Origin of the sequence: Streptomyces sp. NPDC048504 (assembly GCF_043200035.1) — a bacterium.
Lineage (GTDB): Bacteria > Actinomycetota > Actinomycetes > Streptomycetales > Streptomycetaceae > Streptomyces.
The window spans coordinates 36153-52126 of sequence record NZ_JBICXA010000032.1 but is presented as its reverse complement, the minus strand read 5'-3'; the positions used below and the strand labels follow the sequence as shown (position 1 = coordinate 52126).

The 15974-nt window shown below is 70.1% G+C and carries 15 protein-coding genes, 1 tRNA gene and 1 pseudogene; 5 read left to right on the top strand and 12 right to left on the bottom strand.

What is annotated here, in order from left to right; translation table 11 throughout:
• A pseudogene (locus tag ACGFY9_RS47855) lies at nucleotides 1-87 on the top strand (purine-nucleoside phosphorylase); the annotation flags it as partial.
• 115 nt (nucleotides 88-202) lie between these two features.
• Here ACGFY9_RS47855 and ACGFY9_RS47850 read toward each other — a convergent pair.
• The 3 genes from ACGFY9_RS47850 to ACGFY9_RS47840 form a co-directional block, all read right to left on the bottom strand.
• A complete protein-coding gene (locus ACGFY9_RS47850; protein WP_393765295.1) occupies nucleotides 203-1684 on the bottom strand; it encodes an MFS transporter in 1482 nt (493 codons plus the stop codon).
• Nucleotides 1685-1768: 84 nt separating this feature from the next.
• Nucleotides 1769-2983 (bottom strand): sensor histidine kinase, encoded by a 1215-nt coding sequence (locus tag ACGFY9_RS47845; RefSeq protein ID WP_393765293.1) that lies wholly within the window; start codon nucleotides 2981-2983, stop codon nucleotides 1769-1771.
• 98 nt (nucleotides 2984-3081) lie between these two features.
• Nucleotides 3082-4119 carry a zinc-binding dehydrogenase gene (locus ACGFY9_RS47840; RefSeq protein WP_393765297.1) on the bottom strand — a complete coding sequence of 346 codons (1038 nt, stop codon included), beginning with the start codon at nucleotides 4117-4119 and terminating at the stop codon, nucleotides 3082-3084.
• 252 nt (nucleotides 4120-4371) lie between these two features.
• Between ACGFY9_RS47840 and ACGFY9_RS47835 the strand changes: the two genes are divergently transcribed.
• Nucleotides 4372-4875: a MarR family winged helix-turn-helix transcriptional regulator gene (locus ACGFY9_RS47835; RefSeq protein WP_393765291.1), complete on the top strand. Its 504-nt coding sequence runs from the start codon at nucleotides 4372-4374 to the stop codon at nucleotides 4873-4875.
• A gap of 334 nt (nucleotides 4876-5209) precedes the next feature.
• On the opposite strand, the gene ACGFY9_RS47830 is transcribed toward ACGFY9_RS47835, so the two are convergent.
• Together ACGFY9_RS47830 and ACGFY9_RS47825 are read right to left on the bottom strand one after the other, a co-directional pair.
• Nucleotides 5210-5554 (bottom strand): M55 family metallopeptidase, encoded by a 345-nt coding sequence (locus ACGFY9_RS47830; RefSeq protein WP_393765289.1) that lies wholly within the window; start codon nucleotides 5552-5554, stop codon nucleotides 5210-5212.
• Between the two features lie 19 nt (nucleotides 5555-5573).
• Nucleotides 5574-6446: an alpha/beta hydrolase gene (locus ACGFY9_RS47825; RefSeq protein WP_393765287.1), complete on the bottom strand. Its 873-nt coding sequence runs from the start codon at nucleotides 6444-6446 to the stop codon at nucleotides 5574-5576.
• 161 nt (nucleotides 6447-6607) lie between these two features.
• Between ACGFY9_RS47825 and ACGFY9_RS47820 the strand changes: the two genes are divergently transcribed.
• Both ACGFY9_RS47820 and ACGFY9_RS47815 read left to right on the top strand, forming a co-directional pair.
• Nucleotides 6608-7393 carry a sulfite exporter TauE/SafE family protein gene (locus ACGFY9_RS47820; RefSeq protein ID WP_393765285.1) on the top strand — a complete coding sequence of 262 codons (786 nt, stop codon included), beginning with the start codon at nucleotides 6608-6610 and terminating at the stop codon, nucleotides 7391-7393.
• 33 nt (nucleotides 7394-7426) lie between these two features.
• Nucleotides 7427-8176: a cobalt-precorrin-6A reductase gene (locus tag ACGFY9_RS47815; RefSeq protein ID WP_393765283.1), complete on the top strand. Its 750-nt coding sequence runs from the start codon at nucleotides 7427-7429 to the stop codon at nucleotides 8174-8176.
• Here ACGFY9_RS47815 and ACGFY9_RS47810 read toward each other — a convergent pair.
• The 4 genes from ACGFY9_RS47810 to ACGFY9_RS47795 all read right to left on the bottom strand — a co-directional run bounded on the left by ACGFY9_RS47810 (nucleotide 8160) and on the right by ACGFY9_RS47795 (nucleotide 12225).
• Nucleotides 8160-8645, bottom strand: a complete 486-nt coding sequence (locus ACGFY9_RS47810) for a hypothetical protein (protein ID WP_393765281.1) — start codon at nucleotides 8643-8645, stop codon at nucleotides 8160-8162. The genes ACGFY9_RS47815 and ACGFY9_RS47810 overlap by 17 nt on opposite strands.
• Before the next feature lie 43 nt (nucleotides 8646-8688).
• Nucleotides 8689-10767: an MDR family MFS transporter gene (locus ACGFY9_RS47805; protein ID WP_393765279.1), complete on the bottom strand. Its 2079-nt coding sequence runs from the start codon at nucleotides 10765-10767 to the stop codon at nucleotides 8689-8691.
• Nucleotides 10768-10841: 74 nt separating this feature from the next.
• A complete protein-coding gene (gene cobF / locus ACGFY9_RS47800) occupies nucleotides 10842-11615 on the bottom strand; it encodes a precorrin-6A synthase (deacetylating) (RefSeq protein WP_393765277.1) in 774 nt (257 codons plus the stop codon).
• 88 nt (nucleotides 11616-11703) lie between these two features.
• Nucleotides 11704-12225, bottom strand: a complete 522-nt coding sequence (locus tag ACGFY9_RS47795) for a DUF309 domain-containing protein (protein ID WP_393765275.1) — start codon at nucleotides 12223-12225, stop codon at nucleotides 11704-11706.
• Between the two features lie 99 nt (nucleotides 12226-12324).
• On the opposite strand from ACGFY9_RS47795, the gene ACGFY9_RS47790 reads away from it, so the two are divergent.
• Nucleotides 12325-12398, top strand: a tRNA-Pro gene (locus tag ACGFY9_RS47790).
• Nucleotides 12399-13592: 1194 nt separating this feature from the next.
• Here ACGFY9_RS47790 and ACGFY9_RS47785 read toward each other — a convergent pair.
• The 3 genes from ACGFY9_RS47785 to ACGFY9_RS47775 all read right to left on the bottom strand — a co-directional run bounded on the left by ACGFY9_RS47785 (nucleotide 13593) and on the right by ACGFY9_RS47775 (nucleotide 15584).
• Nucleotides 13593-14408 (bottom strand): SAM-dependent methyltransferase, encoded by an 816-nt coding sequence (locus ACGFY9_RS47785; RefSeq protein WP_262057566.1) that lies wholly within the window; start codon nucleotides 14406-14408, stop codon nucleotides 13593-13595.
• A gap of 62 nt (nucleotides 14409-14470) precedes the next feature.
• A complete protein-coding gene (locus ACGFY9_RS47780; protein ID WP_033279182.1) occupies nucleotides 14471-14707 on the bottom strand; it encodes a DUF397 domain-containing protein in 237 nt (78 codons plus the stop codon).
• 1 nt (nucleotide 14708) lies between these two features.
• Nucleotides 14709-15584, bottom strand: a complete 876-nt coding sequence (locus ACGFY9_RS47775; RefSeq protein WP_393765273.1) for a helix-turn-helix domain-containing protein — start codon at nucleotides 15582-15584, stop codon at nucleotides 14709-14711.
• Nucleotides 15585-15974 lie beyond the last annotated feature (390 nt).

Here is a 15974-nt window from a genome sequence, read left to right as displayed (position 1 = left end):
CTCAACCACGAGGAAGTACTCCAGGCGGGCCGGGATTCCGCCACGCAGATGGGGTCACTGCTGGCCCAGGTGCTCGGCCGGCTGTAGGCACCGTCGGGGGGGGGGGGGGGGGGGGGGGGGGGGGGGGGGGCCCGGGGGGGGGGGGCCCCCCCCGGGGGGGGGGGGGGCCCCCCACCGCCGTGTACCCGATGGCCAGAATGCCTTACGCCTTGGCCTCGGCGACCTCGGGAGCCGGGGTCGGCTCCCCGTCGGCCGATGCCTCAACTGCCTTACGGGCCTTGGGGATCAGGCTCGCGAGGAAGAAGGCCAGCAGCGCGGCTCCGGCACCGATCGCCATGACCACCTTGAAGCCGTTCTCCGACGGAAGGGCGTTGCCGCCGAAGTCGGTGGTCATCTGGGCCAGGATCACGCCGGCGATGGCGCTGGCGAAGGAGGTGCCCAGGGACCGCATCAGGGTGTTGAGGCTGTTCGCCGCGCCGGTCTGGGACGGGTCGACCGCGCCCATGATCAGGGCGGGCAGGGCGCCGTAGGTGAAGCCGACGCCGGCACCGATGATGCAGGACACCAGGACGAGGTGCCAGACCTCGGACATCAGCAGGATGTTGAGGGCGTAGCCGGAGGCCACGATCAGCGCGCCGATCATCAGGGTGACCTTCGGGCCCTTGGCCTTGGTGACGCGGGCGGACACGGCGGACATCGCCATCATGACCAGGCCCTGCGGGGCGAGCACCAGGCCGACCGCCAGCATCGACTTGCCCAGGCCGTAGCCGGTCTGCGTGGGCAGTTGCAGCAGCTGGGGGAGGACCAGGGACATCGCGAACATCGAGAAGCCGAGGGCGATCGAGGCCAGGTTGGTGAACAGCACCTGCGGCTTGGCGGTCGTCCGCAGGTCGACCAGCGGCTGCGGACTGCGCAGCTCGTACCAGCCCCAGGAGAGCAGGATCGACCCGGGGGCGATGCCGAGGATCAGCGTGGTCGCGCTGGTCCAGCCCCAGTCGGAGCCCTTGGAGATCGCGAGGAGCAGGGAGACCAGTCCGGCGGAGAGCCCGAGGGCGCCGACCAGGTCGAAGCGGCCGCCGGTGCGGACCCTGGACTCGGGCACGACCAGCAGGACCAGCAGGAAGGACGCGGCGCCGAGGACGGCGGAGACCCAGAAGAGGAGGTGCCAGTTGTAGTGGTCGGCGATGAAGGCGGCCGAGGGCAGACCCAGGGCGCCGCCGACGCCGAGCGAGGCGCTCATCAGCGCGGTGGAGCCGGCCAGCCGGTCGCTGGGCAGCACATCACGCATGATGCTGATGCCGAGCGGGACGACCGCGGCGGCCAGACCCTGGAGCGCGCGGCCGATGACCATCGGGACCAGCGAGTCGGCCAGGGCGCAGACGACCGAGCCCGTCACCAGCAGGATGATGCTGGTCAGCAGCATGCGGCGCTTGCCGAACATGTCACCGAGGCGGCCCACGACCGGGGTGGCCACGGCGGCTGCCAGCAGCGTGGCGGTGACCGCCCACGCCGTGTTCGACGCGGAGGCGTTCAGGTACTTCGGCAGCTCCGGGATGATCGGGATGACCAGGGTCTGCATCAGCGAGACGACAATTCCGGCGAGGGCCAGCACCGCGACGACGGCGTTCGACCTCGGCGGAGCGGAGGGACCCGCTTCGGCGGGTCGGGCAAGGGCGTCGGACATGGCAGTGCCTCCATCTGGAACGAGCGTGACGACCGGGACGAGCCGACTTGCTTGACTCACTCAACCATAATGAGATTGATTGACTTACGCAAGTGAATCCTGGGTGTGGGGCAGCGGCAGTTCGGTGACGACCTCGAAGCCGCCCTGGGGCCGGTGCCCGGCCCGGAGCCGGCCACCGGCGGACAGGGCGCGCTCGCGCATGCCGATCACGCCGTAGCCGTCGGCCGGAGCGGGGGAGGAAGGCGTCATGGGGGAGGCGGGAGCCGTCGTACCGCCGTGGTCGGTGACGGTGATGCCCAGCCGGTCGTGCGCGTAGCTGAGCCGCACCTCCGCCGAGCCGGTGCCAGCGTGCTTGGTCACGTTGGTGAGCGCTTCCTGCACGATGCGGTACGCCGTGAGATCCGCACCGGCGGACAACGGCCGTGGTCTGCCTTGGGTGTTGACGGTGACGGACAGTCCGGCGGGCTCGAACGAGGCGGCCAGCTCGGCGAGTTGGGCCAGTCCGGGCGCGGGCCCCGACGGGGTCTCGGAGTCGTCGGCGTGACGCAACAGGCCGACGGTGGCCTTGAGTTCGCGTACGGCCGACAGGGTGGTGCCCGCGAGTTCACCGGCGATCCGCTCGGCCTCCTCGGGCCGGCTGCGCATCAGCCGTACGACCGTGCCTGCCTGGAGGTTGGCCAGGACGAGGTGATGGGCGACGACGTCGTGGAGGTCGCGGGCGATCCGCATGCGTTCCTCGGTGACGCGGTGCCGTGCCTCCTTCTCCCGGGTCCGTTCCGCGTGGTCGGCGCGCGCCTGCACCGCCTCCAGGTAGGCCGCGCGGAGTCGGGTCGTGGTGCCGAGGGAGGTCGGAAGGAGCAGCCAGAAGGCCGGCCCGACCAGCTTCAGGACCAGCGGTTCGGTGTCGGGTCCCACGATCAGGGACGTGCCCAGGAGCAGGGTGATGCCGGAGGCGGTGAAGAGGTTCGCGGTGGTCCGGTCGGATCCGCGGGCCAGGGTGTAGAGCGCGACCATCAGCGGTCCGATCACCAGGACCGTGAGGATGTAGCCGAGCGCGGCCACGGCCATGGCGCAGCAGAGGGTGACCACCACCGTGGTGCGGGGCAGGGTGCGCCGCCACAGCAGCGCGAGGGACGCGAGACCCGCGACCAACACGCCTGGCCACCAAGGGACTTCGAGGTCGCGGCCCGGGAGCGTCATCACACTGCCCGGGAAGGAGCAGGCGAAGAGCGCGGCGGCGATGACCAGGTCGACGGTGCGGGGATGGCAGCGCAGTAGCCGATGCAGGCGGTGGATCATGGCGTGGGGATCATGAGGTGGGGATTCCTGTCCGGGAAGGCCGGCCGCGGTTCCCGCCGTCGACCCGTGGCCGACTGCGGGAACTTGCGGGCCCGCGCCTACTCGTCGAAGGTGACGACGATCTTCTCCGCCGCGCCCGGCGTCAGCGCCAGCTCGAAGGCCTGTCCGACCTCAGCGAAGGGCACACGGTGGCTGATCAGCTTGGCGAACCGCTCGTGGTGCTCGACGATCTCCCGCGTGACCTCGAAGATCTCGGTGGGGTAGCCCTGCGAGGCGATCAGCGTCAGCTCGCTGCGCAGCATCCCGCCGAGGTCGATGTCGGCGCCCTTCTTCTGTACGGCGACCATCACCAGCTTCGCGCCCCACTTCGCGGAGTCGACCGTGGTGTTGACGACCGCGGCGACACCGGCGGCGTCGATGTAGATGTCGGTGCCGGGGCGGGGCTGGCCGAGCGCGTTGGCGGCCTGGCCGTGCAGCTCGGTCAGCCGGGCGGTGACGTCCTCCTCGGCGGAGTTGATCACGGCGTCCGCGCCGACGGCGAGGGCGGTCTCCAGGCGTGAGGCGATGACGTCCGCTACGACGACGTGCTCGACCCCGCGCAGCTTGAGCCAGATGGCCGCGCCCAGACCGATGGGCCCGGCACCGAAGATGACGACCTTGTCGCCCGGCTCGGCCCCGGAACGGTTGACGGCGTGCCGGGCCACGGCCATCGGCTCGTTGAGCGCGGCGACATCGAACGGCACGGTGTCGGGGAAGACGGTGACGCTCTTGCCGATCACGCAGTCCTCCAGGAGGAGGTAGTCGCTCATGGCGCCGTGCTTGCCGCCGCAGCCGATGATCCCGGTGGGCGCGCCCTGCGGGTTGACGACCACCCGGTCCCCGGCCTTCAGGCCCTCGACCTCCGCGCCGACCTCGACGATCTCGCCGGCCGGCTCGTGGCCGAGGGGGACCGGGACCATGGCGCCGCCCGATCCGAACGGGCCGCCGCCGAGATGCAGGAAGAAGGTGTCGGTGCCGCAGATCCCGCAGGCGCGGATCTTCATCAGGGCGTCCTTCGGCCCGGGCACCGGACGCTCGACGTCCACCACGTCGATCTTGTCGACGGCGCCGGTCTGTACGGACTTCATCGTGGCCATGAGGGGGGACTCGCTTTCCATGTGCGTGAGGGGTGTCACCGGCCCGGCGGCGGACGGGGGGAGTACTCCGGTCGCCGGGCCGGTGACTGCGCCGTACTCCGTCCCCACGGCGTACGGGGCGGTGGGGACACCTCCGCTTAGGTGGCCCCAGCTCTGGACTTGCTTGAGTTAGGCAACCATAAATGCGTTACTTGAGTCAAGCAATCGTTCCAACATTGCTTAACTCAGGCAAGTAGCTGTTACGGTGGGCGCATGTCCACACTGCCACCCGTAACAGCGCCCGTTCCGGAGGACGTAGCCGAGATCGAGCGGGTCCTCACCCGTGTCGCCTACCTGGCCGGACGGGCCCGGCAGCATGAGCGGCTGATGGCGCTGGCCGGGCTGCCGCTGGACCGGGCCGCGGTGGCGATCCTCCGGTACATCTCCGAGAGCGAGCCGCTGCGCCCGGGTGTGCTGGCGGTCCGGATGTCCGTGGAGGCATCCCATGTCACGCGCCAGCTACGGCAGTTGGAGCAGCTCGGCCATGTGGTCCGCATCCCGGACCCCGACGACGGCCGCGCCCAGCGCGTCCAGCTCACCGACAGTGGCCTGGCCGCGGTCAACCGCATCCGGGACGCGAGCCGCCGCGGCATCGAGATGGCACTGATCCACTGGTCCGCCGAGGACCTACGGCAGCTCGCGGGCCTCTTCCACCGGCTGGTCGACGACTTCGTCACGCATGCGGAGGCGGCCGTGGTCGTGGAGCCGTCCGCCTGACAGCTCGGGAACCCGGCCGTACCCGGGACCCGGTACGCACCGCCGTCGGCCTGGACGTCGTAGTTCAGCGGTCCCGCACGTCGTGGCGTGCCCGCAGCGTCCACGAATTCGGCTGTTCAACCACCCAGCGCTTGGGCCGGGAGGCGACCTTGACGGTGATGCCGAGGGTGGTCTGTGCCCAGGTGCTGAACTCGTCCTCGAACCGTTCCTGCTCGTCGGAGATGGAGGCGAGTCGCCCGTGACCACGACCGGCCCCAACCGATGAACACCGTTCCTGCCCGTGCGGCCACCGTAGGGCTGGAGCCGATGCCCGCTCAGGTGTTGCCCTCGGTGGTCAGCAGTACGGCGGCTGGTTGGTCAGGGACGCTGCCACCCGCGTCCACACGCCGAACAGCCGACAGAGACTGGGCAGAGCGCCCTGCGCCTGGACGGTCCGGGTGTCCGTCAAGGTGACCCCTGGAATTCCGAGGAGCGTCGAAGCCACTGAAGCCGACTGCCGGCGGACCGTGAGGGACCGGTCCGCAGGGTCCGCAGACACCTTCGGCACTGTGGAGAGACCGACAGCGACCGCTTTCTCGATCGCCGCGCGTGCTTCTTCCGCCGGCCGCAGCTCTGCCGCGAAACGGTCCCGCGCGTACTTCACGGCCGCGGTCGTCACCGAGGCGTCCCGCTCCGTCATCTCTGCGCAGGCTCAGTCGTCACCGGTGGGGGACTGTCACCGGAACGCCGATGGCGGCCGCGGTGGCGGGGGCCGACCGGGTGGCCGCGTTCAACACCCCGTCCAGGAAACGGATCAGGTCCGCGAAGACCTCGGCGCGGTTCGTCTCGTGGAACACCTCGTGCCGGGCGCCCGGATACACGTACTCGGTCAACTCGCCGCCGCTCAACCGCTCCACGCCGACCCGGCTGCCGGCGAGCGGGACGAGCCGGTCGTCACCGCCGTGCAGCCAGAGCAGGGGGAGTCCGCCGATGTCCCCCAACTCGCCCACGGTCTTGAGGGTTTGGGCGAAGGCCTCCAGTGTCGGCCGCTTCATCGGACCGTGCCAGACCAGCGGATCCGCCGCGTACGCCGTACCGACGCCGGGGTCGCGGGAGAGCGAGGCCGGGCTGATCGGGATGTCGGGGATCTCGGGGAGGGCGAGCAGTCGGCCCGGCAGTTCCCAGGTGCCGATCACCGGTCCGGACAGGACGAGCGCGGCCAACTCGTCGCGGTAGCGCTGCGCGAAGCGGGATGCGATCAGGCCGCCCATGGAGTGGCCGATCAGGACGAGGGGGACGCCCGGGTGCGTGGCGCGGGCCAGGTCGGCGACGGCGTGCAGGTCCTTGACCACGTCCTCGAAGTCCTCGATCAGCACGCGCTCGCCGGCCGACGTGCCGTGGCCCTGATGGTCGGGGCCGAAGACCGCCGCGCCGTTCGTCAGCAATACGGCGGCCAACTCGGCGTAGCGGCCGATGTGTTCGCCGTATCCGTGCGCGACGAGGGCGACGTAGCGCGGGTGTTCGTGCGGCCACTCGCGTGCGGTGATCGTGCCCCGGGTGCCCGTGAGGGTGTGCTCGCGGGTGTCGGCCATGTGTCCTCCGGCGGTGTCGGGAAGGTCCTGGTCCCCGGTGATCCTCCCAGGTGGCCCTGCGGGTCGTCAGCACTCTGCCGCACCGGGGCACGGCGGGCAGGGGCCATCTGCCGAGACACTCCTTACGCTGCCAGATGTAAGGACATACCATCGGTCCTCGCATGAACACGATGACTCTCTGGCACATATCCGGCTGGGAATTCGCCGCCCTCGCCGCCGCGGCCCTGCTCGTCGGCTTCTCGAAGACCGCCGTGAGCGGGGCCAACACGGTCAGCCTGGCGATCTTCGCGGCCGTCCTGCCCGCCCGTGCCTCCACCGGCGTCCTGCTCCCGATCCTGATCGTCGGCGACGTCCTCGCCGTCCTCACCTACCGGCGGCACGCCCACTGGCCCACCCTGTGGCGGCTGTTCCCGGCGGTCGCGGCGGGAGTCGTGATCGGGACGCTGTTCCTGGTGTGGGCCGACGACGCGGTCGTACGGACGTCGATCGGGGCGATTCTGCTGTTCATGGCGGGGGTCACCCTGTGGCGCCGGCGCAAGGCGGAGGCCGCGGAGGCGGCTGCCGACGAGCCGGACTCCGTCACCACGAGGTCCGGCCGGGCGAAGGCACGCTCGTACGGTGTGCTCGGCGGTTTCACCACGATGGTCGCCAACGCCGGCGGCCCGGTGATGTCGATGTACCTGCTCTCCGCCGGCTTCCGGAAACTGGGTTTTCTCGGCACGTCGGCGTTCTTCTTCCTGATCGTCAACGTGACCAAGGTGCCCTTCAGTGTCGGGCTCGGTCTGATCGACGGGCACTCGCTCGTGCTTGACGCGGCGCTCGCGGCGTTCGTCGTGCCCGGTGCGTTGATCGGCAAATGGGCTGTGAACCGAATCAACCAGCGATTGTTCGAGCAACTCGTGATCGCGGCGACGATCATCGGCGGACTGCAACTGCTCCTCCGCTGACCCCTCGGCCCCGTGACCTCGTACGCTCGCCGCATGTCCCCGCACATCCTGATCCTCGGCGGCACCACCGAGGCACGTGAGCTGGCCACCGAGCTGACGGCCCTTCCCGAGGCAAGGGTGACCACGTCCCTCGCCGGGCGGGTGTCACGGCCGGGGGCGTCGGCAGGGGACGTACGGATCGGCGGGTTCGGCGGAGCCGAGGGGCTGGCCGCATGGCTGCGGGAGCACCGCGTGGACGCCGTAGTCGACGCCACCCACCCCTTCGCCGAGACGATCACCGCGAACGCGGCGCGGGCCGGTGCGGCGACCGGATTGCCCGTCGTCGTGCTGCGCAGGCCCGGGTGGCGGCCGGGTGCCGGGGACCACTGGCACACGGTCGCTTCCTTGAGCGAGGCCGCCGAGGCACTGCCCGCACTCGGGCGCCGGGTACTGCTCACCACCGGCCGTCTCGGGCTCGCCGCCTTCGCCCACCTCGCCCGACTGCACTTCGTCGTACGGTCGGTGGAGCCGCCCGAGCCCCCGATGCCGCCGGACGTCGAGGTGCTGCTGGCGCGCGGACCCTTCACGGTCGCCGACGAGGCGGCACTCCTGCGTGAGCACCGGATCGACGTGATCGTGACGAAGGACAGCGGGGGAGCGGCGACCGCAGCGAAACTCACGGCCGCGCGGGAGGCGGGCGTCCCCGTCGTGGTCGTACGACGACCGCCGTTGCCGGACGGAGTGGGCGCGGTCCCTGATGTCGCCGGGGTGCTGGAGCGGCTGGGGCTCAGCCCGGGGCGATGACCGTGGCCCGGAGGCGGTCCACCGCGCGCAGCACCTCGTCACGGTTCTTGGCGCTCTTCATCCAGGCCGGGAGCCGGGCGACCAGCGTCATCTTCTGCCCGATGTCGTACCAGGGCGCGCGTTCGCGCAGGTCGGCGGCGACGAACCGCCTGATCAGGTCAAGGTGTTGGAGGTTGTACGCCCACAGCTCCCCGTGCCTGGTGTCGGTCCGCAGCCACAGGGTGGGGTAGGAAGCGGCGCCGGGATGCCGCGAGAAACGGAACGGACGGCTGCCGTTCCGGCACAGGCCGCAGGACCGGCAGACCAGGCGTGCGTGCGGATGTGTCCCGCGGTCGGCGCTCGGTGGGGTGCACGGACGCCGTTCGAGGTGGGCGATCCGCTCGCAGCGCGGGCACCGGACCAGAATCGACGACGTGAAGTCGGCGCGGGTCGCGCGCGGGTCGTGGAAGCGCACGGGCGTCGGGGACATGCCGTGAGTATGACCACCGGCCCATTTACCCGGCATCCGGTTTTCAGGAGGCGGTGCTCCCCTCCAACTCCGCCGCGCGCTGCGGCAGTCCGGAGGAGAGGTCCTCCACCAGGAGGCGCTTGGCGATGGAGTCGACCGCGGCGCGCAGGTCCGTGCCCGAGGGGCGGCCGATGTCCTGCTGGACCCGGTCCTCCAGCCAGCTGCCCCACGCCTTGCCGATGACCTCGGCCTCGCGTTCGCCGGCCGCCGTGTGGGAGAGGAGGTACCCGTCGCGGGTCAGATAGCCCTCCTCGACCATGCGGTCGAAGACCGGGAGGAGTACCTCCGGAGGCATGTGCCGGCGGGCGGCGATCAGGCCGAGGCTCGCGTGGCCGACCATCCTGCTGAAGAGTTCGACCTGCATCACGGCCCAGGCACCGGCGATGTCCAGCCGGGTGTCGGAGTTCGTGATGATCCGCCGGGCGGTGTCCAGGTCGGTACTGCCGATGACCTTGCCCACGGCCGTTTCGAGGAGCCGCTGCGAGTCCCCGCCGCGCGGTTGCGCGAAGCCCTCGCCCATGTCGGTGGAGCCCTTGCGCGCACTGTCGCGCAGCTCGACCTGCTTGAGGAAGAGGGCCACGACGAAGCCGATCACCGCGACCGGGACCGTCCACCGGAACACCGTCTGGATGGTGTCGGCGTACGCGTTGATGATCGGCGCCGCGGCGGCGTGCGGCAGCTTGTGCAGACCCTCGGGGCTGGTCGCCGCCTCGGTGATCACGGCCGGATTCAGCGCACTGGCCTTCGCGGCCGAGGTGATCCCGTCCTTGAGGTTGGGCCCCAGGCTGTTGGCGTAGATCGTGCCGAAGACGGCGGTGCCGAACGAACTGCCCAGCGTACGGAAGAAGGTGACGCCGGAGGTCGCGGTGCCGAGATCGGTGTACTCGACGGTGTTCTGCACGGCGATCGTCAGCACCTGCATGCACAGGCCGATACCGGTGCCGAGCACGAACATGTACACCGATTCCAGGAACGCGCCGGTGCCCGGGCCCATGAGGGACATCAGATACAGCCCGACGCCCATCACCGCGGAGCCGATGATCGGGAAGACGCGGTACTGGCCGGTCTTGCTGACCACGTTGCCGCTGAAGACGGACGCGATCAGCAGCCCGATCACCATGGGCAGCGTCCGCACCCCGGAGACGGTGGCCGAGTCGCCGTCGACGTACTGCAGATAGGTCGGCAGATACGTCAGCGCGCCGAGCATCGCGAAACCGACGATGAAGCTGAGGATCGAGCAGACCGTGAACACCGGGTTGGTGAACAGCCGCATGGGCAGCATGGGTTGTACCGCCCGGGTCTCCACCCAGCAGAACAGGCCGAGCGCGATCACACCGCCCACGAACAGGCCGATGATGGTCGCCGAACCCCACGCGTACTCGTTGCCGCCCCAACTCGTCGCCAGGATCAGGGAGCTCGCGCCGACCGCGACGAGCGCGATGCCCAGGTAGTCGATGACGGGCCGCACCGCCGACTTGACCACGGGGATGGTGCGGGCCGCCGCGATGACGACGACGATCGCGATGGGGACGTTGACGTAGAACGCCCAGCGCCAGGTGAGGTGGTCGGTGAACAGGCCGCCCAGGAGCGGTCCGATGACCGTGGCGACGCCGAACACCGCGCCGATCGCGCCCTGGTACTTGCCGCGTTCCCGCAGCGGGATGACGTCGGCGATCAGCGCCATCGCCGTCACCATCAGACCGCCCGCGCCGATGCCCTGCACGGCCCGCCAGGCGATCAGCAGCGTCATGTTGGTGGAGAGACCGCACAGGAACGAGCCCGTGATGAACACGATCGCCGAGACCTGGAAGACCACCTTGCGGCCGAACAGGTCGCCGAACTTGCCGACCAGCACGGTCGCGACGGTCTCCGCGAGCAGATAGGCGGTGACTACCCAGGACATGTGCGCGGCACCGCCCAGGTCCGACACGATCGTCGGCAGGGCCGTACCGACGATCGTCTGGTCGAGGGCCGCCAGCAGCATGCCCAGCATGATCGTCACGAAGACGACGTTGCGGCGGCGGGAGTCCAGCACGGGGGGCTGCTGCGCGGAGGGCAGCGCGGTTTCCTCGGCGACTGTCACGAGGTCACTTTCACACCGGTAGGCCCCTCCTGCATACGGGGCGGTCCACTCGGGTGCCCCGCTGTCCCTGCCCGCTACTCGTTCTTCGGGTGGCGGCGCAGCAGATACGTGTCCATGATCCAGCCCTTGCGCTCACGGGCCTCCGCGCGCAGCCGCTCGATGCGCGGGGCGGCCTCGGCTATCGGACCTGAGGCGAGGATCTCGTCCGGGGTGCCCAGGTAGGCGCCCCAGTAGATGTCGATGTCCTGGTCGGCGTACCGCCGGAACGCCTGGTGCGCGTCCAGCATCACGACCACGTCGTCCACGTCTTCCGGGAACCTCTCGGACAGCCGCCGACCCGTGGTGATCTGCACCGGCCGCGCGACCCGGTTCAACCCCGTGCGGTGCCGGGCGACGAGCGCCGAGACACTGCTGATGCCGGGCACGACGTCGTACTCGAACTCCACCGCACCCCGCTCCAGGATCTCCTCCAGGATGCCGAGCGTGCTGTCGTACAGCGAAGGATCGCCCCACACCAGGAAGGCGCCGCTCTCGTCCTCGCCCAACTCCTCGGCGATGAGCCGCTCATAGATCTCCGCGCGGGCACTGCGCCAGTCCCCGACCGCGGGCGAGTACGCGGCACCCCCGGCCTTCCGGTCCCGCTCCGGGTCCCGCGCCTCGACCAGGCGGTACGTCCCTTCCGGTATGTGCGCGTCGAGCATGTCCCGGCGGAGCCGGGTGAGGTCCGACTTCACCTCGCCCTTGTCGAGAATGAAGAACACGTCCGTGCTCCGCAGCACCCTGACCGCCTGCAGGGTCAGCTGCTCCGGGTCGCCCGCACCGATACCGATGACATGAATCTTTCGCACACCCCCGAGTCTGCCCCACGCCACTGACAGTCCGTACACCGCACCGACACGCAACGGTATGGACCGGTCCACACTGGGACAGTTCCGGCTACGACGTCCCGCGCAGCCGAGGCGCCCGCGCCCCCGCGTCGACACTCCCGCCGCCCCGCTCCACGTCGTCCCCGAGCCCCCGCGCCCAGGCCGCGACCCCCGCGAGATCCATCCCGTACGGCCGCTCCCGCCCCGACCGGGACGCCCACTCCTCGACGCCCCCGGCACCGCGCCGCAGCAGCCGGGCCCCGCCGGTGACGTTGCCCCGGGCCGCGTGCGTGAGGCCCACGGCGAGCTGGGCGAGGCCGCGCCACAGGGCACGTTCCTCGTCCGGCCCCGACTTCCAGGCGTCCTCGAAGACCTCGTGCGCGTGGAACGGTTTCCCCTCGTCGAGCAGCGCCTGCGCCTCGACGACGGTCTCCTCCGGCGCCCGCACGACCCCCTCGGGCTGCCGCGCCACACCGTCCGCGTCGTACGGCAACGGCCGCCCGAGCCCGTCCCGAGGCCGGGCATTGCGCGCCCGACCCTCGCCGTCCCGGTCCCGCGCGCCGGCCGTACCGCCTGAGGTTGTGTCGCTCATGCGACGATTGTCCCGCGCCCGGCACCGGCTTCGGCGCACCCCCGGGCGTGGGGTAAAGTGCTGTACGCGCGATCACGCGGTTCTCCGTGGGAAGCGCACCGGGACGTGGCGCAGCTTGGTAGCGCACTTGACTGGGGGTCAAGGGGTCGCAGGTTCAAATCCTGTCGTCCCGACTTTTCGAAGTCGTAGGTCAGAGGCCGTTTCAGACAGGATCTGGAGTGGCCTTTTGATCTTTTCCGGGGACCAGGTGGGGACGAGTCCCGCTTGAGCGCGGCCGAAGCCCACTTCAGGACTGGCGGGCCCTCGGCAAGGGCCGCACCGACCTGGTGAGGGCCCTGCTGGTGCCGACGAACCGCGAAGTCTCCCGGTGACCGACCATTCGAGGTTCCAGCTTCGAAAGTGATCGCACCGGCAACGGCACCTCCTGGAGTCGAGGGGCGGCCCGCACGCGCGGACCGCCCCGGTGGTGCTGTCAGACCGGCAGGTTCAGGGGATGCTCTGGTACAGCCGGGTCTGCAGCCAAAGCGGCAGCGATCTCGGCGACTTCGACCTCGGCGGCAACGCAGACCAAGGCCATGTCGAGGTACATACCTGCTGTTCGCTGAACAGTTGCTCCTGCTGAGCCGCCTGCTGCCGCTGTCTGACTTCAAGCCGTAATTGGGGATGGGGGCAGATGCGTACCGTGAGGACGGGTCCGCCCCTGCCCCTGTCCGAGAGGCGCCTTCCTTGTCCTCGACGCTCTACCGAGTACGCGAACCCTTCCCCGACGCGGTGAGCGCGCTGTCGCGGGCGCGGAGCAATTTGCGTACGCACTCGGCACGTTCGTCACTGCCCGGTTCGGTGTAATGCTTCCTTCTGCCCCGCAGAGGGGCGGACGTGTTCCCGCGGCAATGCCCCACCTCGCGGTGACGACGCACCGCCATCTTGCTTCCGGAGATCAACCGCAGACAGGGCCAGCCTGACCCCCCTTCCTCCTGGCGGCGGACTTCAGGGAGGACTGCTGCTGCCGCGAATGGGATGCCCGCTTTTGTCCCTGTGACGGCGAACCCCATGGGCGCCGTGCCGAGGACGACGGCGGTCGAGGCGGGTGAGGTCGCGGACTTGGATGCCGCAGGGATGCACTCACGTCGACTGTTCGGTGCGGTCGAAGAACGCGGGAGGATACGGAGCGGCCGGCCGCGTACTGGTCGGCCGCCGCGTCAGACGAATGGGCGCGTGAGTTGGTGGTCATCCCACAGCCCCACCAACTGCCCGCCCCGGTCGGGAGTTCGCCGTCCCGCTGCGCTGCTGCGACCTGGCACAGGTTGCTCGGGCGGCTTCCCCGTGTGCCGGGAACGGCTCTGCGGCCGGTCCCGGCACCGAGATGGTCACGGCTTGCGCGCGACCGCTCCGTACATCGCGATGTCCTCGTCGCGTATGTTCTGCTCGCCCGTGCCGTCCGGGTGCCACTTGTGGACCTGGACGATGCCGGGTTCGACCAGCTCAAGACCGTCGAAGAACTCGTGGGCCTCGTCGATGGTGCGCAGCCGCATCGGCATGTCGCGGGCCGCGTACTCGCGGGCGACGCGGCCCACCTCCTGCGGCGCGAACTCGGCGGTGCCGATCGACATCGCGAGGTAGCTGCCCGAGGGGAGAGGCTCCAGCAGGCGCCGTACGACGCCCACCGCGTCGTCCGCGTCGAGCATGAAGTGCACGATGGCGATCACCGTCAGCGCCACCGGCCGGGAGAGGTCCAGGGTCTCGCGCAGCTCCGGCGCGTCGAGGATCGTGGACGGTTCACGGAAGTCGGCCTCGATGTACGACGTCCTGCCCTCGGCCGTGCTGGAGAGCAGACCCTGGGAGAGGGTGAGGACGATGGGGTCGTTGTCGACGTAGACCACCCGTGACTCGGGAGCTACCTGCTGGGCGATCTCGTGCAGGTTCGGGGAGGTGGGGATGCCGGTGCCGACGTCCAGGAACTGGCGTACGCCCGCCTCCTCGGCGAGCCAGCGCACGGCCCGGTTCATCCAGTCCCGGTTGGCGCGCATGTGGATCGGGAGCGCGGGCCACTCCCGGGACATGGCGTCGCCCGCCTCCTTGTCGGCGGGGTAGTAGTCCTTCCCGCCCATGATGTAGTCGTAGATCCGCGCGGAGTGCGCGTGCTCGGTGTCGATGCGGTCGGCCGGCCATCCGTTGTCGGGCAACGCCGTGTCTCCCATGCGAGTCGTGGAGTTTCGGGATGAACGCTCAGTAAAACAAGGGGGGTTCAGAGGAGGAAGTCGGCGTCACCCGCCTTCACACCCGTGACGAAGCTCGTCATTTCGCGCGGTGTGAAAACCAGCGCCGGGCCGTCGGGGTCGGTCGACTGACGTACGGCGACGCGTCCGTCGGCGAGCTTCTTCACTTCCACGCAGGCGCCCCCCGCGTCGTCGCTCCACGGCTTGGTCCAGCCGCGCGCGCCCAGGTTCCGGGACGGTATGCCGTTGCGTATGGGGTGGTGCACGTCAGAGCTCCTTGCGAATCGCACCGAGGAGGGCCTCGGTCTTGCGGGCGGGCGCCGCCTGGGCGCCCAGCCGGTCCAGGGCCTCGCGGTACACCACGACGTCGTCGCCCTTGTCCAGGTAGACAGCGCCCACCAGGCCGTTGAGATAGACGACGTCGGGCAGTTCGGGTGCCCGGAACCGGAAGAGGTGGAACGCCCCGGCTCGCATCGCCGGGTGCGGGCCGTTGGCGAACGGCATGATCTGCAGCGTCACATGAGGCAGCCGGTTGACCTCGATCAAGTGGTCGACCTGGGCGCGCATCACCGCGGCACCCCCGACCGGCCACCTCAGCACCGTCTCGTCCATCACGACCCACACCCGCGGCGGCGCCTCGCGGGTCAGCAGTTCCTGGCGGCGCATGCGCAGGGCGACCCGGCGCTCCGTGGCCTCGGTGGGGGCGTGCGGGTTGCCCGCGCCGAGCAGGGCCCGTGCGTACTCCTCGGTCTGCAACAGCCCGTGGACGAACTCGTTCTCGTAGGCGCGGACCTGCAACGCCGCCTGCTCCAGGCTCAGATACGCGGCGAACCAGTCCGGCATGACATCGCGGTAGGTGTGCCACCAGCCGCGCTTGCTGGCCTCGCGGACCGACTTCAGGAAGGTGTCGATCTCCTGACGGTCCGTCACCCCATAGACCTGCAGCAGCTTTTCGGCGTCCGCCAGGCGCAGCCGGGCCACCTTGGCGGCCTCCATCCGGCGGATCGTGGAGTGGCTGACACCGATGGCCTCGCCCGCCTCCTCGTACGTGAGTCCCGCCCGGGTCCGCAGTTCCTCCAGCTGGCGGCCGAGGATCATGCGCAGGACGGAGGGGACGCCGCCCCAGTCGGTCTCTGCGGTCACCGTCTACCTCCCTTGCGCCTCCAGCTCCGGGCGGCAGTCTGGCAGGGGCTCGCTCTTCACAGACTCTTTCGATCACTTCCTGGCAGAAGCAGCATGCACTTCGCTACGTGCAATTTTCAACTTGCCGGTTGCGAGGCGTTGTTGGCAGATGCCACAGTAAGCATGTCGTCACAGCTCGTCGAAGAGCTGGACGGCGCAGCCCAGTTGGGGGAAAGGGCTGTGACCTGCGTTGGCCCGGCAGGGTCGCCATCCGCGCCTCGTGCGCGGCCGGTCGGCGCGATACCGGCACCGCCCAGGGTGCGAAGGCACACGAAAGGCGTACGGCGATGGCTCCGCCCTCTGTCCCCCAGCCGCTGGATCGACCTCCCGGAGGCGAGCGCCCTGGCCGAC

Coding starts and splice junctions, on each gene's coding strand:
- ACGFY9_RS47795 (WP_393765275.1), bottom strand. CDS start 12,225: ATGAGCGACACAACCTCAGGCGGTACGGCCGGCGCGCGGGACCGGGAC.
- ACGFY9_RS47815 (WP_393765283.1), top strand. CDS start 7,427: ATGTCCCCGCACATCCTGATCCTCGGCGGCACCACCGAGGCACGTGAG.
- ACGFY9_RS47820 (WP_393765285.1), top strand. CDS start 6,608: ATGAACACGATGACTCTCTGGCACATATCCGGCTGGGAATTCGCCGCC.
- ACGFY9_RS47825 (WP_393765287.1), bottom strand. CDS start 6,446: ATGGCCGACACCCGCGAGCACACCCTCACGGGCACCCGGGGCACGATC.
- ACGFY9_RS47835 (WP_393765291.1), top strand. CDS start 4,372: ATGTCCACACTGCCACCCGTAACAGCGCCCGTTCCGGAGGACGTAGCC.
- ACGFY9_RS47840 (WP_393765297.1), bottom strand. CDS start 4,119: ATGGCCACGATGAAGTCCGTACAGACCGGCGCCGTCGACAAGATCGAC.
- ACGFY9_RS47845 (WP_393765293.1), bottom strand. CDS start 2,983: ATGATCCACCGCCTGCATCGGCTACTGCGCTGCCATCCCCGCACCGTC.
- ACGFY9_RS47830 (WP_393765289.1), bottom strand. CDS start 5,554: ATGACGGAGCGGGACGCCTCGGTGACGACCGCGGCCGTGAAGTACGCG.
- ACGFY9_RS47810 (WP_393765281.1), bottom strand. CDS start 8,645: ATGTCCCCGACGCCCGTGCGCTTCCACGACCCGCGCGCGACCCGCGCC.
- ACGFY9_RS47850 (WP_393765295.1), bottom strand. CDS start 1,684: ATGTCCGACGCCCTTGCCCGACCCGCCGAAGCGGGTCCCTCCGCTCCG.